This is a genomic window from Sorangium sp. So ce295 (assembly GCF_051527405.1).
GTDB lineage: Bacteria > Myxococcota_A > Polyangia > Polyangiales > Polyangiaceae > Sorangium > Sorangium cellulosum_B.
This window is the reverse complement of record NZ_CP150324.1, coordinates 3,549,074-3,573,332: the sequence shown is the minus strand read 5'-3', so window position 1 is coordinate 3,573,332 and position 24,259 is coordinate 3,549,074. Positions and strand designations below refer to the sequence as shown.

General features: G+C 70.8%; 16 protein-coding genes. 6 read left to right on the top strand and 10 right to left on the bottom strand.

What is annotated here, in order from left to right:
• Nucleotides 1–163: 163 nt before the first annotated feature.
• Complete coding sequence (locus tag WMF11_RS13730) at nucleotides 164–532, bottom strand: hypothetical protein (protein WP_012235084.1); 369 nt, start codon at nucleotides 530–532, stop codon at nucleotides 164–166.
• Nucleotides 533–739: 207 nt separating this feature from the next.
• On the opposite strand from WMF11_RS13730, the gene WMF11_RS13725 reads away from it, so the two are divergent.
• Nucleotides 740–1,753: a CPBP family glutamic-type intramembrane protease gene (locus tag WMF11_RS13725; RefSeq protein ID WP_437977786.1), complete on the top strand. Its 1,014-nt coding sequence runs from the start codon at nucleotides 740–742 to the stop codon at nucleotides 1,751–1,753.
• Between the two features lie 72 nt (nucleotides 1,754–1,825).
• Here the strand turns inward: WMF11_RS13725 and WMF11_RS13720 are convergent, their stop codons facing one another.
• The gene (locus tag WMF11_RS13720; protein ID WP_437552285.1) at nucleotides 1,826–2,311 is read right to left on the bottom strand and encodes a hypothetical protein; all 486 of its coding nucleotides are present in this window, start codon (nucleotides 2,309–2,311) and stop codon (nucleotides 1,826–1,828) included.
• 213 nt (nucleotides 2,312–2,524) lie between these two features.
• Between WMF11_RS13720 and WMF11_RS13715 the strand changes: the two genes are divergently transcribed.
• Entirely contained in the window at nucleotides 2,525–3,229 is a 705-nt protein-coding gene (locus WMF11_RS13715; protein ID WP_437745905.1) for a transglycosylase SLT domain-containing protein, read from the top strand.
• 259 nt (nucleotides 3,230–3,488) lie between these two features.
• Entirely contained in the window at nucleotides 3,489–4,874 is a 1,386-nt protein-coding gene (locus WMF11_RS13710) for a KamA family radical SAM protein (protein ID WP_437977785.1), read from the top strand.
• Nucleotides 4,875–4,928: 54 nt separating this feature from the next.
• Here the strand turns inward: WMF11_RS13710 and WMF11_RS13705 are convergent, their stop codons facing one another.
• The 4 genes from WMF11_RS13705 to WMF11_RS13690 form a co-directional block, all read right to left on the bottom strand.
• Nucleotides 4,929–6,437, bottom strand: coding sequence for a WYL domain-containing protein (locus WMF11_RS13705; protein WP_437977784.1), 1,509 nt, complete (start codon nucleotides 6,435–6,437; stop codon nucleotides 4,929–4,931).
• A 244-nt stretch (nucleotides 6,438–6,681) separates the two neighbouring features.
• A complete protein-coding gene (locus tag WMF11_RS13700) occupies nucleotides 6,682–7,317 on the bottom strand; it encodes a hypothetical protein (protein WP_437552281.1) in 636 nt (211 codons plus the stop codon).
• A 151-nt stretch (nucleotides 7,318–7,468) separates the two neighbouring features.
• A complete protein-coding gene (locus tag WMF11_RS13695) occupies nucleotides 7,469–9,529 on the bottom strand; it encodes a MopE-related protein (RefSeq protein WP_437977783.1) in 2,061 nt (686 codons plus the stop codon).
• 85 nt (nucleotides 9,530–9,614) lie between these two features.
• Nucleotides 9,615–11,291, bottom strand: a complete 1,677-nt coding sequence (locus WMF11_RS13690) for a hypothetical protein (protein WP_437977782.1) — start codon at nucleotides 11,289–11,291, stop codon at nucleotides 9,615–9,617.
• Between the two features lie 210 nt (nucleotides 11,292–11,501).
• Between WMF11_RS13690 and WMF11_RS13685 the strand changes: the two genes are divergently transcribed.
• Together WMF11_RS13685 and WMF11_RS13680 are read left to right on the top strand one after the other, a co-directional pair.
• Nucleotides 11,502–12,839, top strand: coding sequence for a porin (locus WMF11_RS13685; RefSeq protein WP_437977781.1), 1,338 nt, complete (start codon nucleotides 11,502–11,504; stop codon nucleotides 12,837–12,839).
• 11 nt (nucleotides 12,840–12,850) lie between these two features.
• Nucleotides 12,851–16,489 carry a PHP domain-containing protein gene (locus tag WMF11_RS13680; RefSeq protein WP_437977780.1) on the top strand — a complete coding sequence of 1,213 codons (3,639 nt, stop codon included), beginning with the start codon at nucleotides 12,851–12,853 and terminating at the stop codon, nucleotides 16,487–16,489.
• 162 nt (nucleotides 16,490–16,651) lie between these two features.
• Here WMF11_RS13680 and WMF11_RS13675 read toward each other — a convergent pair whose 3' ends face one another.
• Complete coding sequence (locus tag WMF11_RS13675) at nucleotides 16,652–18,382, bottom strand: OmpA family protein (protein WP_437910981.1); 1,731 nt, start codon at nucleotides 18,380–18,382, stop codon at nucleotides 16,652–16,654.
• A 663-nt stretch (nucleotides 18,383–19,045) separates the two neighbouring features.
• Between WMF11_RS13675 and WMF11_RS13670 the strand changes: the two genes are divergently transcribed.
• Entirely contained in the window at nucleotides 19,046–19,720 is a 675-nt protein-coding gene (locus WMF11_RS13670; protein ID WP_437977779.1) for a formylglycine-generating enzyme family protein, read from the top strand.
• Here WMF11_RS13670 and WMF11_RS13665 read toward each other — a convergent pair.
• The 3 genes from WMF11_RS13665 to WMF11_RS13655 all read right to left on the bottom strand — a co-directional run bounded on the left by WMF11_RS13665 (nucleotide 19,649) and on the right by WMF11_RS13655 (nucleotide 24,182).
• Nucleotides 19,649–21,100 (bottom strand): IgGFc-binding protein, encoded by a 1,452-nt coding sequence (locus tag WMF11_RS13665; protein ID WP_437977778.1) that lies wholly within the window; start codon nucleotides 21,098–21,100, stop codon nucleotides 19,649–19,651. The two genes, WMF11_RS13670 and WMF11_RS13665, sit on opposite strands and share 72 nt — an antisense overlap.
• A gap of 681 nt (nucleotides 21,101–21,781) precedes the next feature.
• Complete coding sequence (locus WMF11_RS13660; RefSeq protein ID WP_437908842.1) at nucleotides 21,782–22,810, bottom strand: cytochrome d ubiquinol oxidase subunit II; 1,029 nt, start codon at nucleotides 22,808–22,810, stop codon at nucleotides 21,782–21,784.
• Complete coding sequence (locus WMF11_RS13655; RefSeq protein WP_437908840.1) at nucleotides 22,800–24,182, bottom strand: cytochrome ubiquinol oxidase subunit I; 1,383 nt, start codon at nucleotides 24,180–24,182, stop codon at nucleotides 22,800–22,802. Before WMF11_RS13655 ends, WMF11_RS13660 begins: the two co-directional genes overlap by 11 nt.
• Between the last annotated feature and the right edge of the window lie 77 nt (nucleotides 24,183–24,259).

Below are 24,259 nucleotides of genomic sequence, written 5' to 3'. Positions count from 1 at the left end.
GGGGGCTTCTGGCTCATCAGGGGGACGTCAGATCGTCGGTCCGACGCAGGACGGCTGGACGCCGCGCGCTGGCGACGCGGCTCATTACGATAGGAACGCCTGACCTTCAAGGGCAGGCAGCCCGGTCACAACCGGCGGGAGGGGGGCTCCGAGCAGCGCGCGCTCAGGCCTGGGCCTTCGAGGCCGCCTTCGCCCGCTTCGAGGCCGACTGGTAAAGGTCGTAGAGGCGCGGGACGGGGTACGCCTCGAGGCGCTTCCTGTACCCCTGGTCCTTCGACCGGTTCAGGACGGTCAACGTCTCGTCGATGAGCTTCGCCCGCGTCCCGAACTTCTCCTTTACAACGCTGAACGTCGCGTGGAGGCGGAGGAGCTTGGCGTTCGAGACGTGATCCAGGCCCTTCGTGCCGCCCCGATCGGAGCTGACGCGCCCGAGCCAGAGGTCCTCGGTCGCGAACCCTTTCACGGCCTCGACGAGCTTCGCCTTGTCGCCGAAGCGCTCCTTCACGATCGCAAGCGGATTTTTGCTGGCCATTGCTGAGACTCCCACGGGCAGGCGAGGCCTGCGCCGGACATGCGCGAGATGACTCGCGCGGCTTTGAAGAGGGGCGCGATCTAGCAGAGCAGGGCGGGGCGCCGCAAGGCCGCGCTGCGGAGGGGCGGCGCCGGCGGCCTTCGAGATCCCGCGTCGCCCGAGTGTCGCCGCTGTGCTGGGCCGCAGATCGTGGTACACGGCGCGCCGATGCTCAACCTGGGGAGCTGGCTCGTGGCGCACGTCGACCGGCTCCGACCGTTGAAGCCGCCCCTCTCGGACGTCAGCTCGCACCTCGCCGCACCCTCGTCGGCCCTGGGGAGCACCGTCCTCAAGGCCCTGTTCCCGGTCGTCGCGTTCATCGCGCTCGCGCCCGTCCTCTGGCTCTTCTTCCGGCGCACCTGGCGGGAGCTCGACGTCGAGGCCCACGAGCACCAGCGGCGCACCCTCGCCGCCGGCGGCTACGACCGCCGCCCCGCCGTCCTGTTCACCATCACCGCGGTCGTGCTCATGCTGCAGCAGTACTACGGCGGCCGCGCCGTCTACGACGAGCACATCCGGCCGTGGCTGCGCGAGCTCGAGCTCGCCCAGACGCTCTCGCCGGCCGGGACGCTGCTGCCCATCTCGATCCGCCGCTACGACGAGCTCTATGGCTACGTCTGGTGGTCGTTCACCCGCGTCTTCGGCTACGTCGCCATCCCGATGGTCGCGTGGAAGGCCTGCTTCCCGAAGGACAGCCTGCTCGACATGGGGCTGCGCGTCCGGGGCCTCGCGAAGCACGCGTGGATCTACCTGCTCTGCCTCGCCGTCGTCGTCCCGGCGGTGTTCGTCGTCGCGAGCGCGCCCGACTTCGGGACCTATTACCCCTTCTACAAGCAGTCCTCCCGCTCCTGGTTCGACCTCATCGCCTGGGAGACGATGTATTTCGCCCAGTTCTTCGCGCTGGAGATCTTCTTCCGCGGCTTCTGGCTCGCCGGCCTGCGGCACACGCTGGGCTCCGGCGCGATCTTCGCGATGATCGTCCCCTACTGCATGATCCACTTCGGCAAGCCGTACCTGGAGGCGGCCGGCGCCGTGGTCGCCGGGATCGCGCTCGGCTCGCTCGCGATGCGCACGAAGAGCATCTACTCGGGCTTCCTGGTCCACGTCACGATCGCGCTGCTCATGGACCTCGTCGCGCTGTCGAACCGCGGCGCGCTGCCGCGATCGTTCTGGGGGACGTGACGTCGTCTGACGTTTCGCACGTCTTCGCGGCCGGCCGGCGGCGCGCCCGATGGCGCGCCCTCGCGCCTTGGCTCAGCCGAGCGTCCGGGTCAGCTTGCGCATGATCTCCGCCCGGCTGCGGTCACGGATCCCGCGCCGGTAGAGCGCCTCCAGCCCGCCGGCGGCCGCGCGCACCGCGTCGCGGTGCTCGCCGTCCCAGGGGAGCACCGCGAGCCTCCGCCAGAGGATCTTCTCGAGGAGCCGGGGCTTGCGCCTGGCCAGCGCGCCGCTCGCGAGCTCGATGACCCGGGCCGAGGTCGGGTCGGCGCGCATCGCGCGCACGAAGAACCCCACGGCCGCTGTCACGCGGCGGCCGCCGTGCATCGCCTGTACGCCAGCGTCGCACAGGGCCTCGGCCCGCTCGCGCGGGGTCGCGGCGCGCCGCGCGCGCTCCCGCGCGGCCTGCACCTCGGCGCTCAGCGCGTCCCGGCGCCGCCGGGCAGGGCGCATCTTGACGACGAGGAACAGGATGAAGAGGGCCGCAACCCCCGCGAGCACATGCCGCCAGCCGATGTCCATGGCGCCCGCCTTACTACAGCGCCCGGGACGTGCTCACCAGACCGAGCTTCCACGACGGGGGGGCGTCGCGCCGGATCGCCTCGCGACGACGTCCTCGGGATGACCGCGCGTGCCCGGAGCGTTGCTCTCCAATCCAGCTTCAGCTTCCTCCGATTCCATCGGCACGATTTCCGCCGATACGGTGCGGTTTGCGCGAGCGGACGATCGCAACCTATGCTGAACCGAGAGATGCCTGCCCCGTCGACCTCCGGGCCTTCCCTTCGCGTGCCCCTGCGCGCCCTCGCCGCCGCGCTCGGGCTCGCCGTCCTCGCGCTGCACCCGGGCAGCGCGCTCGCCGACATCTTCACGTACACCGACGCGGATGGAACGGTGCACTTCGCGAACCGCCCCACCGGCGACGCGCGGTTCAAGCTGTACATCAAGGGAGACGGGCGCCGCTCTTCGACGACGCGCGCGGGGGTGACGCCCGTCGCGCCGAGCGACAAATCGCTCGAGCGCTTCAGCCGCTACGACGCGTGGATCCGCCAGGCCGCCGCGCTCTATCAGATCCCCGAGGAGCTCGTCCGCGCGGTGATCAAGTGCGAGAGCGACTACGATCCACGGGCCGTCTCGCCCGTCGGCGCGCAGGGGCTGATGCAGCTGATGCCAGAGACCGCGCTCCGCATGCAGGTGCGCGACGCGTTCGACGCGCGAGAGAACATCTTCGGTGGAACGCGGTACCTGCGCATCCTGGCCAACCTCTTCAACGGAGATCTCGATCTCACCATCGCCGGCTACAACGCCGGTGAAGGGGCGGTCATGAGGCACGGCGGCATCCCGCCGTACGAAGAGACCCAGGCCTACGTGACGCGCGTCCGGACCTACTACGCGCGCTACCGCACCACCCGGGACACCACGGTCGCGTCGATCGAACCCTGACCGGCTCGCGCGCCCGCCAATCACGCCCGCGCGCCCGCGCGCCCGCCAACAGCGAGCGCGCTCGCCAACCCCCCGCCCGCCCGCCAGAGGCGCCGCTCGGCGACAAGCGGCGCACATCGCCCCCGACGGGGTACCGCGATGCTACGCTCCCAGGAACCGCTGCCGCAGCCTCTCCCGGGCAGGCCCCGAGACGCGCAGGCGCAGGCACGCGGCCATCCATCGACGCTCTCTTTGCTCCGCGCGAGCAAGGGTCCACGACATGACGACCACCTCGAGCCTCATCGAACTCAGCAAGCGAAGCCACGACATCGCGCCCCTCAAGCCGCCGGTGGACCCGGCGTCCCTCCATCACGCGAACCTGCTCGAGCTGCCCGATTTCCGGAGGATCCCGGCCTACGCCGACGTGACCGACGAGCAGTTCAATGACCACCGGTGGCAGGCGAAGAAGTCGATCACCCGCCCCGACAAGCTGCTCGACACGCTGCGCGGGATGGTGTCGGACGACTTCATCCGGGACGCGACCGAGGGCTTCGCGCGCGCGCCGATGAGCGTCCGGGTCTCGCCGTACATGCTCTCTCTGATCGACTGGAACGATCCGTACGGCGATCCGCTCCGCACGCAGTTCATCCCGCTGGCCTCGCGCTTCCTGCCGGATCACCCGAAGCTCGGGCTCGACTCGCTGCACGAGCGCGCGGACGCGCCCGTCCCCGGGCTGACGCACCGGTACGCCGACAAGGCGCTCTTCCTGCCGCTCGACACGTGCCCCGTGTACTGCCGCTTCTGTACGCGCAGCTACGCGGTGGGCATCGACACGGAGGAGGTCGAGAAGACCCACTTCAAGGTCGACGAGGAGCGCTGGAAGCGAGCGTACGCGTACATCGCGTCGCGCCCCGAGCTCGAGGACATCGTCGTCTCCGGCGGCGACGCGTACAACCTGCGGCCGGAGCAGCTCGGCGCGATCGGCGAGACGCTCCTCAGGATGCCGAACATCCAGCGCATCCGCCTCGCCACGAAGGGCCCGGCCGTGATGCCGCAGAAGATCCTGACCGACGACGAGTGGATCGACGCGGTCACGCGCACGGTCGAGCTCGGCCGGAAGCTGCACAAGGAGGTCGTGATCCACACGCACTTCAACCACCCGAACGAGATCACGGGCGTCACCCGCGACGCGATGAACAAGCTCTTCGAGCGCGGGATCACGGTCAGGAACCAGTCGGTGCTGCAGCGCGGGGTGAACGACACGCCCGAGACGATGAAGCTGCTCGTGAAGCGCCTGGGACACGTGCACGTGCACCCCTATTACGTCTACATCCACGACCTCGTCCGCGGCGTGGAGGACCTCCGGACCACGCTGGCGACCGGACTCACGATCGAGAAGTATGTGCGCGGCTCGACCGCCGGGTTCAACACGCCGACGTTCGTCGTCGACGCGCCCGGCGGCGGAGGCAAGCGCGACGCGCACTCGTTCGAGCACTACGACCGCACGACCGGGATCTCGGTGTTCGAGGCGCCGAGCGTCAAGCCGGGGCAGCGGTACACGTACTTCGATCCGATCGATCAGCTCCCGCCCGAGGGGCGCGCCCGCTGGGCCGACCCGGCGGAGCACCAGAAGATGATCGACGAGGCGCTCCAGGCCTCGCGCTGAGGCGGGCCAGCTCCGTGGGTCAGGGATCCCACCCGGGATCGCTGAACTGCGGAGCTAGGCCTCGGCCGGCGGCTCCGCGTAGCGAGCGAGCGCGCCGGCGAGCTCGCGCTTCACGCGGTCCACGAGGTCGGGCGGCTCGACCACGCGGGCGGTCTCGCCGAAGCCGAGGACCCACGTCGCGAGCTCCGTCATGTCGCCGATGAGCATCGTGAGCCGCACGCCGCCGCCGGAAAGCGGCGTGATCTCCTGAGACGGATGCACCTTGCGCGTCCGCACGAACTCGGTGACGCGCTCGTCGAAGTCGATCACGACGCGCCGGGGCTCGCCCCCGCGCCAGATGCCGAACTGGCCCTGGAAGTAGTCGTCGATGGAGAAATCCGGGGGCAGCTCGAACCGCTCGGTGACCGCGCACTCCGTGTCGCGCATGCGATCGAGCAGGAACGTGCGCACCTCGCCTCGCCCCACGTGGAGGCCCACGCAGTAGATCGCGTCCTTGTAGAGGACGAGCGCGTACGGGTGGATGAGCACCCGCTCCTCGCGCCCGTCCCGCGAGCGGCGATAGCGGCACCGCAGGGGGCGCAGGTCGGCGACGGACTGGAACAGGTCGTCGAGCTCCTCGGTGCGCGCGGCGTAGTCCTTCGGGGCGAACGGGAGATAGAGGAAGCGCTCCTCCAGCCGCGCGTCGGCGACGCCGGCGTTCGGCCCGCGCCCGGGCCTGCGCGCGACGCCGAGGAGGCGCTGCGCGGCGAGGTCGATCTCCTCGAACAGGGTCGAGCCGCGCATCGGCTCGAACAGCCGGCGGGCGGCGAGCAGGGCGTACGCCTGCGTCCGCCGCACCTCGACGCGCCGGGGCGCCTCGCTCGGAGACAGCCGCCAGAGGCGAGGGCCCCCGGGGCGCGTGGCGACCGACACGAGATCGAGCTCGCGCTTGACCTCGACAAGGTAGCGCCGGAGCGAGCGCGGCGTGACATTGAGCTCGCGCGCGAGATCATAGATCGTCAGGCCAGCAGGGTGCTTCTGCAGCAGGCTGCGCAGCGAGTCGAGCCGCCGGTGCTGGGTGAACGGGCCGCGCGGCCGGCCGCGCTGCGCGCCGCCCGGCACGTCATCATCGTCGTCGTCGTCCTCGTCCGGCGGAGGAGGCCTCTTCGAGGCGGCCGCAGGAGCACCCGCCTCCGCCCGCGGAGGGCCCGCTGGAGGGCGCACGCTCGGCGCGGACGGGGCCGCTGGAGGGCGCACGCTCGGCGCGGACGGGGCCGCTGGAGGGCGCACGCTCGGCGCGGACGGGGCCGCTGGAGGGCGCACGCTCGGGGCCGCCGTGCTCGACCTGACGTCGAGGGCCGCGTCCCCGGTGAGCCGCGGCGCCGCGCCCGCGCGCGGCTTCGGGGGCGGCGTCGCGCCGCTCGAGAACGGGTCGGCGGTCTGGCCGACGCGCGGGCGCGGAGCAGCCGCTGCCCCGCTCGATTTGCCGGCCCCCCGCGCGCGAGTGGACGCGGTGGCAGGCGCATGGGCACCCCCAGGGCCTGTGCGAACAGCGCGCGCCATCAGCTCAGCGCTGTATCGCATCACCCCCTCCCGTCCAAGATGTTTGTCCCGCGCCCTGCCGACCGAGCAGCGATCCCCGACCGGGCGCGCGGCGGCGGCGCTCGCCGCTCGCGGCGCTCCAGGAAGCGGCGCTCGGCGCTCGCCACGGCGCCGTGGGCCCGCGAAAATGTCGTTCGGTTACGGGAATTTCGCCGCGGCGACCCGCGGGGACGCAGCGGCGAGCGGCGCGAGCCGGAGCGGATCCGACGCGCCGCCGGCGGGCGGCTCACCAGGGACGATCGCGCATCGTCTTCTTGTACTGCTCCTTGTAGAGGTCGTGGCACTGCTTGCAGCTCGCCTTCGCGCCGTCGACGTCGCCGGCCTTCGCCTTGGCGATGCCGGCCTTCGTGATCGCCACCCAGCTGCCCATGCCGGGCGGCGGCTTGCTGGCCACGTACTGCAGCGCGGTCGCGATCTTCGCGGCGTCGCCGCTCGAGGTCGCGGAGGCCATCGTGCTCTTCATCCAGGCCTGCATCGGGCACATCTTCTGGCCCTTCGCGCCGCACTCGAACTTCTTCTCGCCCGCCTGCGCGGCGCCGGTCGACGCTGGCCCCGCGGCCGCGGCGGCAGACGCAGCGGCCGTCGCCTTCGGCGCGGCCGTCTCCGCCGGCTCGGCGGTCGCCGCGGCCGTCTCCGCCGGCGCAGCCGACGCAGCGGCCGTCGGCTCGGCGGTCGCCGCGGCCGGCACGGCCGCCGTCGCCACCGGCGCGGCCGTCGTCGCCGCAGGCGCGGCGCTCTCGGTCGGCTTGCCCTCGGCCACCGCTCCGGGGGCCGTCGCGTCGCTCCCCTTGCTATCGCAGCCGAGCGTGGCGAAAGACAGGCTCGCGAGCAACAGCGCGAGCGGCGTGATCGTTCTCCTCATGCAGTCTCCTTGGGTGATGAACGGAAGCGCTCCTGACGAGCGCGAGGCCGCGGGATGCGTGCCGCGGTCCTCTGTGCGCCGCGCAGTGTAATCGGGTCGCCGTCCGTCCGCTGCGGTCGCGCGCCTCGGTCAGGGCGCGCTGCGCGGCGCTTCAGTCGCGCGTGCCGGGCGTCGAGGCAAACGGCGACCACTGGAAGTTGTCGAGGAGGGCCACGGAATCGTTCCAGGGATCGCCGGTGTCCCAAAGTACGAAGCGCAGCTCCATGATCTCACCCGGGGTGACATTGCCGTTCATGACCAGCCATCCGGTCCCGCCGCCCGCGCGCTCGCTCGATCCGCACCAGCCGGGCTCACCTTCGAACTGGGCGGGCGGCCTCGTGGCATCGAACCCCGTCCCGCGGAGCTGGGTGATGCTCGTGCAGGTGGTCGTCGTGCCGGGGGTGGCGCCGCCGCCGCACCCGGTCGGCCCGTTCACGCACTGGGTGAAGAGCCCGGTGCCGCCGAACGCGAGGTTCGTGCCCAGCGGGTAGACCGGCGCCCCGGCGGGCGGCGGGTCATAGAAGGCCAGGTTCCCGTCCGCAGGATTCGCCACCTCGCCTGGAAAGGGCTCGAACGTCGAGTCGAGGAGCGCCAGAAAGAAGTCGTTGAACCGGCTGCACACCCACTCCGGATACTCGGACGAGAGGAAGAACGTCGAGACGCTGAACGCGCTCGCGTTCGTCGGCACGCGGACGCGCAGCTTCAGCATCACGGGATCGTGGGCAATCGCGCCGCCCTGCGGGTCAGGGCACCCGGGCGCGTTCGGGAGGTTGTCGCCGTTCGCGTCGAGCCAGTCCGCGGGCACCCTGCTCGACGTCCCCATGTCCTGGCCGCCCTGGAACGGGGCGAAGCTCGGCCTCGTGTTGTTCGGCGCGTCCTCGGCCGCGGCGACGCCGGTCGAGAGCACCGCGAGCCGCGCGCCCTGGAGCGGCGTGATGCCGGAGCCGAAGCCCTGGCGGATCGACCGCTGGGCCGCGGCCGGCGCGCTTGCGCCGTCGGCGCGGTGGAAGCTCGCGGAGAGGACCCCCCACGTGCGCTGCGAGCGCGACGGCGGGCTCGCCGTCGTGGTGACGCAGAGGTCGATCGCCTTGGCATAGTCGAGCGCGGTCGGCGAGTCGCTCGTGAGCCCGGCGTCGCAAGGCGCGATGTTGTCTGCCACGCCGTCGCAGTCGTCGTCGATCCCGTTGCCCGCCACCTCGAACGCGCCGCGGTTCACGAGGGCCGGGGTGCCGCACCCGTCCGAAGGCGAGTCGCAGCAATCGCCATCGCAGATCGTCCACCCGTCGCCGTCCTGATCGGGTGGGTTGTCGACGGTGCCGTCGCAGTCGTTGTCGACATCGTCGGCGCACACGTCGAGCGCCGGCAGCACCTGGTGGAGGCATGGCCCCCACGAGAGGCCGCTCGACCTGCAGGTGGAGACCCCGGGGGCGCAGGGAGCGACCCCCTCGGTGCCCGGCGATCCCTCGTAACACACCCTCGTGTCGCCCGGCGCGCACGAGCAGGGCCCGCGCTCTGCTTCGTCGTGCTCGCACCCGTCCGCCGGGTCGTGGTTGCAGTCGAGGAACCCGTCCTCGCAGGCGGTGAGCGCGCACGCGCCCGAGACGCAGGCGATCCCGGCGTGCGAGAGCTCCGGACAGGCGCGACCGCAGGCGCCGCAGCTCAGCGCGTCCGTCTGGAGATCCCGACAGACACCATCGCAGCACGCCGCGCCGCTCTCACACGGGTGCGCCGCCGAGCAGCCCTGAACGCACTCGCCCTCTCCGGTGCACAGCGCGCCCAGGGGACAGTCGCCGTCGACGAGACAGGCAACACAGGCGTGCTTCGCGGGATCGCAGGTGAGCGGAGCTGCGCAGTCGGACTCGGCTTCACAGCCCGGAAGACAGCGCTTCGCCTCGGGATCGCAGTACTGACCGGGCGGGCACGCCAGAGGGCCAGGCAGACAGGCCACGCAGTCGCCCGTCTCCGGGTCGCACAGCGGGGCGCTCGGGTCCGCGGCGCAGTCGGCCGGACAGCCGGAAGCGCCCTCGCCTCCATCACCCCGCGGGATGTCGGGGCCTGCCGCGCCGGCGCAGGACGGCGCCACGCCGGACGCCAGCGCGAGCCCGACCACGGCGGCGAGCCCTCCGCTCCAGGCCAGCGGGCGGCGACGGACTGCGCGGGTTCTGATCGGCATCGGCAAGCGGCTCCCCTCCTCGGCGCGACGCACCCGACGGGTGGCCGACCGCGAGGATCGTAGACTACCCGGTCGGTGGCGTCGCTCAACGCGTGTGCTCGTAGAGCGTGAAGGCGCCATCGCGCTCGATCCGGCGAAACGAGGGGTGCGCCGCGGTGAACAGCGGCTTATCCGGCCGCTCGTTCCGGAGGATCACGTAATCGTACGCGACGCCATGGACATCCGGCCTGAACCACTCACCGCGGTTCGACGGCGGCGCGGGGAGGCGACGCTTCAGCGTGAAGGGGAAACCCACGTTGTGCCAGCCGTCCGCGCTGAAGCCCCCGTGCATGATCTGCACCCACGAGGAGAAGTGGTTCGTGCCCTCGATGATCAGCGATTCATCGGTCCGCGGAGGCAGCGTCACGAAGAGGACCTCGGCGCCCGGCGGGATCCGCTCCACCATCCGGGCGAACGGCGCGACCCGCTCGTCGAAGCGCGCATATTTCTCCGAGAGGTGGAGCGGCAGCACGAGCGCGGCCACCACGGCGGGGGCCATCAGGAGGCGCGAGCGGCCCTGGAGCGGCGCGGTGATGGCCAGGAAGCCGAAGAAGCAGATGAACGGCGAGAAGCGCCCGCTCACGAACCACCAGTCGAAGGGGCGAGCCAGGTGCAGCGGCACGAGAAAATAGCAGATCGCCATCGCAGCGCAGAGGGCGAGAGAGCGATGGCGATGCAGCCGGTCGAGGAGCGAGCCGGCAGGCGCAGCTGGCTCGCGCGCGGGAAGGCTGCGGCCAGGGAGGAAGCGCCGGGCGACGCGCGCGACGCCAGAGAGGCCCAGCAGCGACGCCACCGCGAGGAGCACCCAGAAGAGCCGGGTGTCGAGATCGCCCGATACCGAGTCGAGCGTGTACTCCGGGAACGATCGGAGCATCTCGTGCCATGGCACCCAGACGCCCTGGAACCGCGGGCCGCTCCGCAGATCGACCATGGGGCTCTTGAAGGCGACGAGCTGCCACAGGACGAGCGCGACGGCGGGCGCGAAGAGCGGCAGCGCGACGGCGATCCGCGACCACCGGGGCAGGTGGCAGATCATCAGCACGGCGACGCAGACGTAATAGCCGAAGAGGATGAGCGGATGGCTGAGGCCGCAGCCGACGCTGAGCAGCGCGACGGCGGCCCCGCGCAAGGGGCTCGGCCGATCGAGGTAGACGTCGAGCGCGAGCACGCCGGCGAGCAGCAGCGCGACGCCGACGAGGAACGGCAGGAAGCCGCACGCCCAGGAGAGGGTGAAGGCCAGCGGGAAGGTGAGGACCGAGAGCCAGGGGCTGCGCCGCGTCCGGCGCGCCCAGCCGAGCGCCGCCGCGGGGATGGCGAGCACATAACCGGAGAGCACGACGCGATTCGCGTTCTCGAGGCCGACGCCATAGGCGATCACGTGCGTCAGGATGTGATAGGCGCCGTAGGGGGCCGGACGGAGGCTGAGCTCGTAGAAGTCCCTGAAGCGCGTCCACGGCTCGTCGAAGCTGTGCCAGATATGGACGGCCGCGAGGTGGTTCGGCAGATCGAGCAGCGGCAGGAACCGCACCCGCCATATCGGCACGATGGCTGCGACGGCGAGGAGCACGAACGTCGCGACGAACGCCCTGTCGCAGGGCCAGCGATTCCCGCTCTCGACCGCGGGAGGCGCCTCCGCGCCAGGAGGTCGAGGCGGCGGGGCGACGGACGCGCCGGCCCGGGGCGTGGGATCACTGTCGGACGGGCTCGAACCGGGCATTTCCATGAGAAGTGTGGCGCTCCCCTTCCCTCCGCTGCTGCGCGAGGAGCGGGTAGGCCGCGAGCGTTAGCACAGGGCGCCGCGCGGATTGCAGCGCCGCGTGTCTTCCTCTAGTTTCCCGGGCACCTCGCCGGGTGGACACGGCACGAGGTGACGACCACTGGCCAGCCGGAGCGGCAGGGGCGCTCCAGGCAGCCCTCCAGGAGACCCGAATCCATGAGGCACCTCGCTCGCGTCGCAGGCGGCGCCGCAGTCCTGCTCGCCGCCGCCACGCCGCGCGCGCAGGAGCCCGAGCCCGCGGCAGAGGAGCCCGCCGCCGCGGTCGCGAGCCCCGGCGACGCGCAGACAGAAGGGGTCGGGGCGGCCGGCGAGCCGGAAGGCGCAGCGGCGCAGGCCGATCGAGCGAACGCGCAGGCGCGGGAGCTGCAGCCGCGCGACGCGCCCGCGCCCGTGTCGCCGGCGCCCGCGAGCGGCGACCGCGGCGACCTCTTGCCGCCGGGCTTCCGAGAGCAGGTGCGGGTCGCGCTCGGGCCGCTGGAGATCGCGCCGATCGCGCTGCTCGCGCTGCAAGCCGCGCCCTACGTGGGCGACGACGCCCTGGGCCAGGCCGGCGACAGCGCCGAGCAGCCCGGCTTCCGCCTGCGCCGGGTCCGCGCCGGGCTGCGCGGCGACGTCGCGGGGCTCGTGCGGTTCGCCATCTCCACGGAGCTCGCCGGGGACGACGCGGGGACGGCGCGCATCCACGAGGCGTGGGCCGGCGTCACGGCGGCGCGCGCGCTCGAGGTGATCGCGGGCGCGCGCACGGTGCCCTTCTCTCGCTCGGCGATGACCGGCGCCGGCGATGGCGCCCTCGCCGAGCGGCCGCTCGCCGTCCGCGCGATCGCCCCGTTCACGCAGGTCGGGATCCAGGCCGAAGGGCATTTCCAGGACCGCGCCTTCAGCTGTCACGCGGGCGTCTACAACGCCTTCCAGCGATCGGATCAGTTCTACGCAGGTCCCTCCGAGAGCCTCGCTCCCCTCGGCAACCGCTTCGAGGGGATCGCCGTCGTCGGCCGGGTCGCCACCGAGCCGCGGGGCCCGCTCGGCCGTACGCTCCAGGACGTCGCCCGCTCGCCCTTCCGCCTCGGGGTCGGCGCCGACGGCTTCTTCAGCGACGGCGGCGCGCGCACGCTCTATGGCGCGAGCGCCGATGTCCTGGTGCACGCCGCGGGGCTCCACGCGCTCGGCGAGGTGCTCTGGACCGGGGCGAGCCCCAAGGCGGTGCCCACCCAGCCGATCGCGCAGATCACCTCGGTCTCGTCGCTCGCGCTCGTCTTCGAGGCAGGCTACATGCTCATCGCCCGGAAGCTCGGTGTCTCGGGTCGCGTGGAGTGGATCGACCCCAACCTGGATATCGACGATGAAGGGGACAACCTCGTGCTCACCGGCGGCGCGAGCTACCACGCGGTCGACGATCTGGTGAAGGCGCAGATCGAGGTCACGCACCGGGAGGAGCTCGGCGGGCTGTCGCTCTCGAACGACGTGCTCCTCCTGCAACTCCAGCTCTCGCTGTAGGAGAGATCGCTGTGCGACCAACCCACCGCTGGCTCACCCGGGTAGCGCTCGTCCCGCTCGCCGCCGCCGCGCTCGCCGCCCCCGCGCTGCCGAGCTGCGGGGGCGATCGGCTGCTCCGCGCCAAGCGGATAGAGCAGCGCGCCGAGCTCGTCGGCGGCCCTGTGGCGATGGCGGACATCGGCGACTTCCTCCTCGAGAACGACCAGATCCGCGTGGCGATCCTGGGCGGGCGGGACTCGCCCGGGCCGGGGATCTTCGGCGGGGCCATCGTCGACGTCGACCGGCGGCGCGGCCGGATCGGCGAGGAGGGCGGACAGGGGCGGGACCGGTTCGCGGAGATGTTCTCGCTCGCCAACCTCATCGTGCCGGACCCGACGGCGACCGACGTCTCCGTGCTCGCGGACGGCTCCGACGGCGCGGAGGCCGGGATCCGCGTCGAGGGAGACGGCGAGTTCCTGTTCGAGGCGATAGGCCTGCTCCGGGCGCAGGAGGATCTGCTCGGCCTCTTCTTCCCCGACGTCCGCTCCAGGATCCGCTTCCGGACAGACTACCTCCTTCACCCGGGCGATCGGTTCGTGACGGTGCGCACGGTCCTCCTGCTCGACGACAGGCCGCCGCCCGGCTGCGAGCCCCAGAGGAGCTGCGAGCCGTGCCCGAACGGGTATCGGCAGGACCCGGGCGGCTGCCTGACCTGCGCCTGCAGCGACGTCCTGCCGCTGGACAACGCCACGGCCCCGGTCTCGGTGTTCGGCGGCGTCCTCGGCGATCCGCCGGAGGCCGCGCAGGAGGCGTCGTCGCGCCGCGCCGGCATCGTCGCCGGAGACTTCGTGTTCTTCGGCAACCAGAACGACGTCTTCGCGCCCGGCGCGGGCTTCGACGAGGACACGGCGGTCCAGGACGCGTGGAACGCGGGGCGGAACTCCTTCCAGGCGCCGCTCACCTTCGATTTCGTGGCCGCGGCGGGCGGCGACGTCAGCTACGGCTACTTCACGAAGGCAGCGGAGGGCACGGCGCCATCGGTGGTCAACGTGCCCCTCTTCGCCAGCGCGGCGACGGCGTTCGTGTCCGCCAGCCGTTCGTGCCTGTTCAGCGAGGAGGACGACGCGGCGTGCGACGCCCACCGCGCGTTCAGCTACGAGCGCTACCTGGCCGTGGGCGACGGCGACGTCTCGAGCGTGACGGGCGTGATGCACCGGCTCCGCGGGACCGCGACCGGCGCGGTCAGCGGCCACGTGCTGTGGGAGGACACCCTCGAGGCCGCGCCGAACGCCCGGGTGTTCGTCTTCGCCGATCCCGATCCCGCGCGGCCCTTCGCCTCGCTGGACGAGCTCGTGGCGGCCAACCGGGAGGCGCGCGGCGACGTGGGCCTCGTCGACGAGATCGACGCGGATCTCGGCCTCGACCCGTCCGAGGACGGCGATTTCCGCGGCGCCTTGCCGCCCGGCAGCTACCTGCTCGTGGCGAGGAACGCTGCGGGGACGGCGACGTCGGCGCCCCTCCGGGTGAGCCTGCGGGCCGGACAGGAGGCCGTGGTGTCGCCGCGCCTCCCCGCGCCGGCGAGGGTGCGTTACCGGGTCGCGGACGAGGCGGGCCAGCGGGTGCCGGCCAAGCTCGCCTTCGCCTCGCTCGACGAGGCGGGGCGTAGGCTCCCGGGCGACGGCCGGCGCAGGGTCTACCTCGGCGACGGCCGGCTCGGGAACGGCAACCGGGCCGTCGAGATCACGGCCACCGGCGAGGGAGAGGTCGAGATCGAGCCGGGGCGATACCAGATCACGGTGTCGCGCGGCATCGAGTACGGCATCTACGTCGAGCGCGACGTCACGCTCGCGCCGGGCCGCACGTTGCAGCTCGACGCCACGCTCGTGCGCGAGGTCGACACGAGCGGGTGGATGTCGGCCGACATGCACCTCCACTCCGAGCCGAGCTTCGACAGCGGCATGGCGCTGCCGCGGCGGGTGGCCGCGGTGGCGGCCGAGGGCGTGGAGCTCGCGGTGTCGACCGACCACGACGTCGAGACGGACTACCAGCCGACAGCGCGCGCGCTCGGGCTCGCGCCTCACCTCGCCACGGCGATCGGGGCGGAGATCACCACGCTGGAGCAGGGGCACTTCATCGGGTTCCCGCTCGGGTACGACGAGCTCGACGTCCCGGGCCACGGAGCGCACGACTGGACGTGCGAGCCCGGCGGGGCGATCCTCGACGCCCTCCGGGCCTCCGGCGACGGCACCGTGGCGCCGCTGACGATCGTCGCGCACCCGCGCGACGGCTTCTTCGGCTACATCGACCAGCTCGGCGTCGACACCTACACGATGGGCCGGACGCCGACGTTCCTCGAGGAGAACAACCCCGTCTTCCGGACCGCGAGCTGCGCGTTCGACGCGATGGAAATCATCAACGGCAAGCGGTTCGATCTGGTGCGCACGCCGAGCGTGGCCGAGGTCGTCGACTGGAACCGCTGCCTCGCGCGGCTGAACGCCGCCGGGAGCGCCGCCGAGATCGAGGCCGCGTGCCCCGAGGAGGCGGGCTGGCTGCGCGCGCCGTGCGCGGCGACGTCCGCGCCGGGCGGCGCCCCCCGCGCAGGCGCGGCTGCCGTCGCTCTTGCTGTCTCCGATTGCAAGCGCCGCGCCCGCACCGAGCTCGCGTGGGCGCTGATGAAGCGCATCCTCGCCCGGACGCCTGACGAGCAGGCGAACGACTGGGGCTTCTCCGGAACGACCTCCGACAGCCAGGAGCTCTGCGGGCCCGCGGCGCTCGGCGGCGATCCGGTCCCCGAGGACGCGCGCGACGCGCCGTGCACGTACCGCGCGGGCCAGGTGGACGACTACTTCCGCTACCTCGAGCGGGGCTTCGCCCCGGCGCAGATCGCCAGCAGCGACAGCCACGACGGGTCGAAGGAGCCGGGCTTCCCGCGGACCTATTTCCGGAGCGCGACCGACTCCCCAGCCGCCCTCGAGATGCCGGCCGCGGTCGAGAGCCTGCGGGGCGCGCACGCCTTCGCGACGTACGGCCCCTTCATCCGCGCGACGATCCGCGGCAAGACCTACGGCGAGGTGGCGGCGGCGAGCGCGGGCGAGTCGCTCGAGCTCCTGTTCGATGTCCAGACGGCGAGCTGGTTCGGCGTCGATCGGGTGGAGATCTACCTGAACGGCGGGATGGTCCGCTTGCTGGAGCCGGCCATGCCGCCGAGCGCGATCGTGGACGTGCGCGGCAAGGTCACCTTCACGGCGCCGGATCGCGACTCCTGGGTGGTGATCATCGCCATGGGGCTCGAGGACAGGAACCTCATGAGCCCTGTCTCCCTGGACGTCCCCTTCGGTGAGATCCAGCTCTCCCGGCTGGCCGGCGACGCGTTCGGCCGGATCCCCGCGCTCAGCGCCCTGTTCGCGCTCACGCCGACGGTGCCCGACTGGTCGCCGGTCCCGCCCTACGCGATCACCAACCCGATCACCATCGATGTCGACGGCAACGGCCGCTACGACGCCCCGCTGGCGAGGCCCGATTTCTGCTCTCGTCCCTGCGATCCCGGCGTCCTCGATCCGGAGCAGTGTCCCGCGGAGCAGGTTTGCCTGACGGAAGAGGCGGTCTGCGGCTTTCCGATCCCCGGCAAATGCGACCATCGTCGCCCGGCGCTCGCGCACCGCGACGACTGAACGCCGATCCCCGGGAGCGCGCCTGCGTGGGACGCGCCCGCGTGGCCGGGCCGAACCCGGCCGGCTCTCAGGAGATGACGTTTGCGTGCCCATGCCGGGGCACGTGCACGCAAACGTCGCTTGATCCCGGGGGGAGGATCGGCCAGCCGCTCCGGCTGGAGCTTACCGGCCCTCGATCGTCTGCGACTTGATATGGAACTCGACGCGCCGGTTGCGCTGCCGGCCTTCCGGCGTGTCGTTGGACAGGAGCGGCCGGCGGGAGCCATAGCCGACGGAGGTGAGCCGCTCCGACTGAACGCCCTTGTTGATCAGGTAGACCCTGACCGCGATGGCGCGGTTGTGCGCGAGCCGGTCGTTGTAGTCGATGGTGCCCTGGTTGTCGGTGTGCCCCTCGATGCTGAGCAGCTTGATCTCGGGGTTCGCCTTGAGCAGGCGCACGACCTCGTCGAGGATCGGATAGCTCTGCGGGAGGATCCTGGAGCTGTCGAACTCGAACTCGACCTGCTTCATGATCTCGATCTCGGCGGAGCCCGTGATCCTGCGGATGTAGAACGGGCAGCCGTTCTTCTCCGGGTCTTCGACGACGACCTGCCCCGGCTCCTTCGGGCATTTGTCCTGCGCGTCGGGGATGCCGTCCTGATCCGCGTCCTCCTCGGGGCAGCCGTCGCGATCGTCGATGCCGTCCTTGTCCTCGGGGTCGTCCGGGCACTTGTCGACGACGTCGGGGATGCCGTCGCCGTCGCGGTCGGGCATGTCCGGACATCCGTCGCTCGGCTTGGGCTGCTTGCCGTCCTCGGGGTCCTCCGGGCAGAGGTCGATGACGTCGGGGTAGCCGTCGCCGTCGGTGTCCTTCTCCGCCGTGATCACGTAGTTGAAGCCCGGCGAGCGCGCGTCGGAGTCGGCGATGCCGAACGAGCCGCCGACGAGGGCGACCCCCCGGAAATCGGGCGCGTAGCCGCCGCTCATGCGGGTGCCGACGCCCGCGCCGACGTAGACCGCCTTGTCCTTGGTGAGGAACATCTTGCTGTTGAGCTGCCACTCGATGGGCGAGGCATCGAGCTCGCCCGCGGTCTCCTTGAGGAGGCCGAACGAGCCGAAGATCTCGGCCCCGAGGCGGAGCTTGCCGTCGACGAGCGGGACGTAGCCGCCGACGCCGTACGTGAGCTCGCTGCCCACGACGAGCTCGTTGAGCGCCACGCGCGGCCGGATGGCGACGCCGGTGTTCAGGGTGACGAAGAAATCCTTGAAGTCGTACTCGGCGCCGAGGCCGAACGAGCTGCTCACGCCCCGGTCGCCTGCGAACGAGTACGTGTTGCCGATGGGCACGAAGACCGCCCCGGTGAGGCCGAGCCGGAAGCGGCGCTCGTCGAGCTCCAGGGCGACGAAGCGCGCGTCGACCCGGAGGTCCATGGGGGTGGCGGTCTTCAGGTCGACGCTCTGGTTGAGGCCGAGCTCGCGGTGGTAGGTCTGGTTGCCGTCCTGGAACAGGACGATGGGGAACGAGACCTGGAGGGCGCCGCGGCCGAGGATCTCGACGCCCGCGTTCAGGTAGGTGATGAGCTGGGAGGTGACGGGTCCGTCGCCCTCGACCCGCTCCTCGATGGCGAGGTTGTCAACGTAGTTGTCGTCGCGGAGCGGGTGGACCGACATCCCCAGCCCGAGCTGCCCGAAGAAGCGCGTCCGTTCCCCCATGTGCGGGCGCCAGACGCCGATCCCGTCGTCGGGGGCGCCGGCCATCCTGAGGCGATCGAGGTAGAAGGTCCGGTCCTGCGCGCGGGCGGCGGAGGGCGCCAGCGCGGCGAGGGCCGGTGCGGCCAGGGCCGCTGCGGTCAGCGCGCAGCGAAGGCGCGACGGGCGTCGCGGCGCACGGCCCGGCAGGTTTCGTCGATCCATCACGGTGAGCTGTCCTCCAAGCAACGCTCGAAAAACGAGGTTGACGCGGGCGTTCCGCCGCATGCGGGCCGGCGTCCGGGCGGGAGCCTACTCGGGCCGGGGGAGGATGTCTCCTGGGTCGAACCAGGAGGTGCGAGGACCGCCGCGGAAGCGGGCGGCTGTGTCCGGGGCGCGCGGGTCGGAGCGGCGGGCTGGCGCGCGGTCCTTCCGCGACCTCGGCACGCTGTGTAGCTTGGGCCGCATGTCGACAATGAAAAGGCGGCGCACGGGCCACGGCGCGGGCGCGCGGATGGCTCCGCTGGCGATTGCGGCCGGGATGACGAGCTGCGGCCTGGTGCTCGGGCTCGACGACTTCAAGGACGCTCCGCGGGCGAGTGCTGGGGAGGCGGAGCCGGCGGCGACAGCGACTCGAGCTCCGGCGCAGGAGGTTGCGAGCACGGCAAGCGCGACTGTGTCGGCGATACGCCCAGGCAGTGCGCAGATGGGGAGTGGGTTCCCCAGCGGCCTTGCAGTGGAGAGGCGCCAGTCTGTGCAAAGGGCCGATGTGTCCCATGCACCGAGGGGGAGCGCTGGTGCGCAGGCGGCAAGCCACGGAGATGCGAAGGGGGCGCGTGGGTCGAGGAGGCGCCGTGCGCGCCGCCCTTCCCGGGGCGCCGCGACGGCGTGTGCGTCCCGACGAGCTGCCAGGGCGGCGACGCGCCTGGCACGGGAGTGAGCTGCGGGCCCGACGGAGACGCGGATTGCTGCGCCGCTGACGTCGTGCCGGGAGGCACGTTCTACCGGAGCAACGATGAGAGCTATCCAGCGACCGTCAGCGACTTCAGGCTCGACAGATACGAGGTCACGGTAGGACGATTTCGTGCGTTCGTGGAGGCGCTGAAAGGGACGCGGAGGGATCCCCCGGCGCTCGGAGCCGGGGAGCGCCCAGGTGTGACCGATAGCGGGTGGCAATTCGATTGGACATCCTCGCTCACAGCAAACACCGAGCAGCTCAAAGCACAGCTAGAATGCCAGTACTACCCGACACGGACCGCCGAGCGGGGCCCCAACGAACACCGGCCGACGCATTGCATCACGTGGTACGAGGCCTTCGCATTCTGCGCATGGGACGGGGGCTACCTGCCCACCGAGGCCGAGTGGAACTACGCCGTCGCCGGCGGTGAGGAGCAGCGGGTGTATCTTTCAAACCCCCGAGGCCGCCCAGCAAAGCGCACTACAAAACCCGCGCATCCGCTGACTGCTGCGGCATACCGCACATCTTCCGCATCACAGGGGATCTACAGGAATCGTGATCTGGTTAATTGGCTGGAATCCCGCGCCTGCCGGGTATGCATATGAGACCTCGAGAGAACCTGAAATGGCGCCCCATCCCCAGACAGTGACGCCAAATGGAAGCTCGCTCGACATCACGTGGCGCCCGTTGATGCAGTCGCCGGAGCCCTCAAAATTCCCGCTCACCAGCTGAACACGTGTATACTCGTAGTCTCCAATCGGCTCCCATCCGGAGAGCTTCCCCATGCAGTCCAGGGTCACATCTGCGAACTTGCCATCACGCTTCGACTTGGTACGCACAACATTCAAGCTGGTCTGCGGGTATGAGGGGTCCGTAAACAGAACATAATAATCCAAGAACTGAGACGGAGGAATAACATTGACCCATTCCGGATCACCCACCCGCTGAAAGTTCTCGCCTCCAGTCATGTAACCACCAAAGTAGAACGGATGCTCGCCGTTCTGACTCCGCACAACGAAGGGACCGGCTGCGCTGAATTCGACAACGTCACCGAGTTTAAGCGTGTCAGGAGCCCCCTCTGGCTTCGATGGCTCCCAGTTCAACTCTGTACCGTCGACCATGCCGACCAGGCGCCACGGAGGCGCTTCTTCGACGCCCTCCTCCCGCCCCTGATAACGCACCGCCACATACTCGCTTCCTGTCGCTCGTACTGGCGCAATCTGCTGATGCGCCGAATCGCAGTCCGCGACTTCAAGCGGAACATTCATACAGGAAGAGGCCCCAAACACACCAACGGGCTTATCCGACGAAATGGGGCTGCCTGTAAGCTCAGCATCCTGAGAAATCTGCAAAAACTCGCCCTTGTTCAGCGTATATGTTACTGGCATTCCCTTCGTAGCCGGAGCGACCACTGGATTATCGACGGGCCCTGCACCTTTGATATCTTCCCTGGGAAGGATGGTAACCGATGTATTGTCTTCGCGGGCCACGATCTCCAATGACGGCAGCCCCTCCGTATTCAAAGGAGACACCGGATAGGCATTAACGGCAACATAGTTCGTATCCCACGAGCTCGTGGGCAACAGCAGGGTCGCCGAAGTGTAGCTGGTCGGGCCTCCACCATAGGGGGCGATCTGGTACGCAACCGCGGGGTAATCCGTGGTTATATGGAAACCCGAACCGCGCCCTGTACCGGCGACGCCAGTCTCAGCCCTCATCGCAGGTTCTTTTGGGCAATCCAGCAGACCGCCGCTACTGCGTGACAAGAACAAGACAGCGACCTCGCCAACGCCAAGCCCCACATCAGGATTGTATGGCTGGTATACGATCTGGCTCCCTTGCCCCTGTGGGATGAAGGCAAAGTCCTCAACGGGCAAGGTCTCGCCGTTTCGTTGCACCGTAAGCTTTACCTCCTTTTCCCACGTATTGGCGATAACCGCCGCGAAGCAGGCTCCCTTCGCCTCCGCCCGCTGCGCGGTCTTCACCGCCCAGAAGTCGCACCCGTACGAGCTCTTCGACTGCTCCGCCGCCTCGCACGGGTTGGGCACGCACTCGGCGTTGACACACCCCTCCTCCGGCTTGCAAGTCGCCAGCGTCACCCCATTGCAGCTGAGGATCTTCTTCAGATCGTTGGAGCAGATCGGATCGCACCGCCCCCCCTCCCCGAACGTCCCCGTGCTCCCCGCCTCCCCGCCCGCGCCGCCGGTGCCGCCGCTGCTGCCGCCGGTCCCGGTGGGGCCCGAGCCGGAGCCGGTGAGCCCATGACGGTACGAGTCCGTGCACGCGGCGAACGAGCCCGTCACACCGGCTGTCGCTGCAAGTAACCCCACAATCGCGTGTCGACGGTATCTAGCCATGTTCGCCATCTCTACAGGGCTCCTTCCCCCACAAGCATCCTGAAACTTCGCGCCTTCGAGCGTAACACGGTTCGACCGCCGTGGGGAGGCCCGCGAAAGCGTTCGCATTTTTTCGGGGGCGCAGCGAGAGCGGGTTGCAGGTCCCAGGAATGCAATGGGCGACCGGCATCGCGCCATCGGCCCCTGGCGCCCGGACGGACACAGAGCCGCTGTTCAGCCAGCCGTCCTCACGCCTCTCCTGCGGGTAGGTCGAGGTGGTGCATCAGATTTGGCCACCGCGACTTCCACGTACGTCGGCCCCACTCCCGCTCAATGGTCGTCGTCGCCGTCCGACGCAGCCCCCGCCCGGCCGCTGCCGAAGACGCGGAAGAGCACGTACAGCGATGGGAACAGCAGCACGGATCCGACGCCGAGCACCCAGACAAGCAATCGCAACGTCCTCGGGTTCGCCGCCGCGCCCTCGAGCGTCACGTCCGGCACCACCAGGAACGGGTACTGCGAGGCCGCCCAGCCGAGCAGGATCAGCGTGACCTGCGCCGCCGCCGCGAAGCGCGCCAGACGGAAACGGCGGGTCCACAACGCGAAGAGCGCCGCGGTGGCCGCGAGGCCCGTCGTGACGTGGAGCGGCCACGTGATCGGATGATCGGTCAGCCCCTCTCGAATGAGCGGCGCGCCCTGGAACGACGCCGCGAACGACGCCAGCGCGAGCGCCGCCACAACGCAGCCCGCGGCGAGCGCGCGCCGCCGGAAATCGTCGACCAGCGCAGGCTCCTTCGCCTCGTTCGTCAGGTACACCGCCGCCAGGAACGCGAACAGCGCCAGCGCGAACAGCCCCACCACGAACGGAAACAGCGAGAGCCACGGCGCGAAGAAGCCGCTCGTCACCACCCCCGACACCACCCGGATCCGCCCGGACGCCACCGCGCCGACGATCATGCCGAGCAGCACAGGCGCGATCACGCTCGCGAGCGAGAAGACGAACCCCCAGCGCTTCTGCCGCCGATCGCCCCGGGAGTCGTAGCTGCGGAAGCTGAACGCCGAGCCGCGAAACACGACGCCAACGAGGAACAGCGTGAGGGGGACGTGCAGCGCGATCGAGATCGCCGCGAACGCGGGAGGAAACGCGGTGAAGAGCAGCACCACGACCAGGATGAGCCACACGTGGTTGGCCTCCCAGATCGGGCCGATGACCCGCTCGATGAGGGCGCGCTGCTCCCGCTTCCGCGGGCCGGAGGCGAGCAGATCCCACACGCCGCCGCCGAAATCGGCGCCCCCGAGCAGCGCGTACAGCACGAGCGCCGCCATCATCACCCCGCCGATGAACCACTCAGTGCGCATCGGCCTCGCCTCCCCCGGACGCGCGCGGCGCGCCGCCGCCCGTCCCCTCGAGCGGCGCGCCGCCGCCTCCCGTCACCCCGAGCGGCGCCGCGCGGAGCTGGCGCACGAGCAGGTAGACCACCACCACGCCGAGAAAGACATAGAGCGCCGTGAACGTCCAGAAAGGCGCCGCGAGGTGCGGGAACGGGGTCACCGCGTCGCGCGTGCGCATCGCGCCCCGCACGATCCACGGCTGGCGACCGAGCTCCGTCACCAGCCAGCCCGCCTCCATCGCCACGATGCCGAGCGGGCTCGCCAGGATCGCCGCCCACAGAAACGGGCGCTGATCCGGGATCCCCCTGCGGCGCCACGCGAGCACCGCCCCGACCACCGCCAGCAGCGCCATCGCGGAGCCCGCGCCCACCATCACCTGAAACGAGAGGTGCGTCGCCGTGACCGGCGGCCACTCGTCCCGGGGGACCGCATCCAGCCCGGGCACCACCGCGTCAGGATCCGCGTGCAGGAACACCGAGAGCCCCGCCGGGATCTCGATCGCGTAGTCGACCTCGCCCCGCTCCACGTCGGGCAGGCCGCCGACGAGGAGCGGCGCGCGGGCCGAGGTCTCGAAGTGCGCCTCCATCGCCGCGAGCTTGGCGGGCTGCCCCCTCCCGACCTCCACCGCCGCGTAGTGACCGACGAGCGGCTGCGCCAGCGCCGTCACCCCGGCGACCGCGAGCGTCACCGCGAACGCCTTGCGGAACAGCGGGCTCGACGGGTGCCGCAGGAGCACCAGCGCGTGGATCCCCGTCATCACGAACGCCGTCGCCTGATAACACGCGAGGATGCCGTGCAGCGTCTCGTGCTTCCACGGCGGGCTGAACATCGCCGCGACCGGGTCGATGTTCGCCGGGCGCCCGTCGACCATCGTGAACCCGGCAGGGTCGTTCATGCACGCGTTCACAAGGATCACGAAGAACGCGGACAGCGCGCCGCTCAGCGCGACCAGCGCGCCCGAGAGCAGGTGCAGCCTCGGCGAGAGCTTGCCGCGCCCGTAGAGGTAGATGCCGAGGAAGATCGCCTCCGTGAAGAACGCGAACCCCTCGAGCGAGAACGGGAGCCCTATCACCTCTCCGAACGTCCCCATGAAGCTCGGCCACAGGAGCCCGAGCTCGAACGAGAGCACCGTCCCCGACACGGCGCCCACCGCGAACAGGATCGCCGTCCCCTTCGCCATGCGCTTCGAGAACTCGAGGTAGTCTCGATCGCCCGTCCGGTGCCAGAGCGCGTCCGCGATGACCATGATCAGCGGCAGCGCCACCCCGGCGGCGGCGAAGATCATGTGAAATGCCAGCGACAGGCCCATCTGGGCCCGGGCGTAGAGGAGGCTGTTCATGAGGCCCTTTGCGGCTCCCTTCTCCCGCGCGACCGTGACCGGCGCCGTGTCCGCTCTCCTGCGGGGACGGTCCGCGC

Coding starts and splice junctions, on each gene's coding strand:
- WMF11_RS13730 (WP_012235084.1), bottom strand. CDS start 532: ATGGCCAGCAAAAATCCGCTTGCGATCGTGAAGGAGCGCTTCGGCGAC.
- WMF11_RS13725 (WP_437977786.1), top strand. CDS start 740: ATGCTCAACCTGGGGAGCTGGCTCGTGGCGCACGTCGACCGGCTCCGA.
- WMF11_RS13720 (WP_437552285.1), bottom strand. CDS start 2,311: ATGGACATCGGCTGGCGGCATGTGCTCGCGGGGGTTGCGGCCCTCTTC.
- WMF11_RS13715 (WP_437745905.1), top strand. CDS start 2,525: ATGCTGAACCGAGAGATGCCTGCCCCGTCGACCTCCGGGCCTTCCCTT.
- WMF11_RS13710 (WP_437977785.1), top strand. CDS start 3,489: ATGACGACCACCTCGAGCCTCATCGAACTCAGCAAGCGAAGCCACGAC.
- WMF11_RS13705 (WP_437977784.1), bottom strand. CDS start 6,437: ATGCGATACAGCGCTGAGCTGATGGCGCGCGCTGTTCGCACAGGCCCT.
- WMF11_RS13700 (WP_437552281.1), bottom strand. CDS start 7,317: ATGAGGAGAACGATCACGCCGCTCGCGCTGTTGCTCGCGAGCCTGTCT.
- WMF11_RS13695 (WP_437977783.1), bottom strand. CDS start 9,529: ATGCCGATCAGAACCCGCGCAGTCCGTCGCCGCCCGCTGGCCTGGAGC.
- WMF11_RS13690 (WP_437977782.1), bottom strand. CDS start 11,291: ATGGAAATGCCCGGTTCGAGCCCGTCCGACAGTGATCCCACGCCCCGG.
- WMF11_RS13685 (WP_437977781.1), top strand. CDS start 11,502: ATGAGGCACCTCGCTCGCGTCGCAGGCGGCGCCGCAGTCCTGCTCGCC.
- WMF11_RS13675 (WP_437910981.1), bottom strand. CDS start 18,382: ATGGATCGACGAAACCTGCCGGGCCGTGCGCCGCGACGCCCGTCGCGC.
- WMF11_RS13660 (WP_437908842.1), bottom strand. CDS start 22,810: ATGCGCACTGAGTGGTTCATCGGCGGGGTGATGATGGCGGCGCTCGTG.
- WMF11_RS13655 (WP_437908840.1), bottom strand. CDS start 24,182: ATGAACAGCCTCCTCTACGCCCGGGCCCAGATGGGCCTGTCGCTGGCA.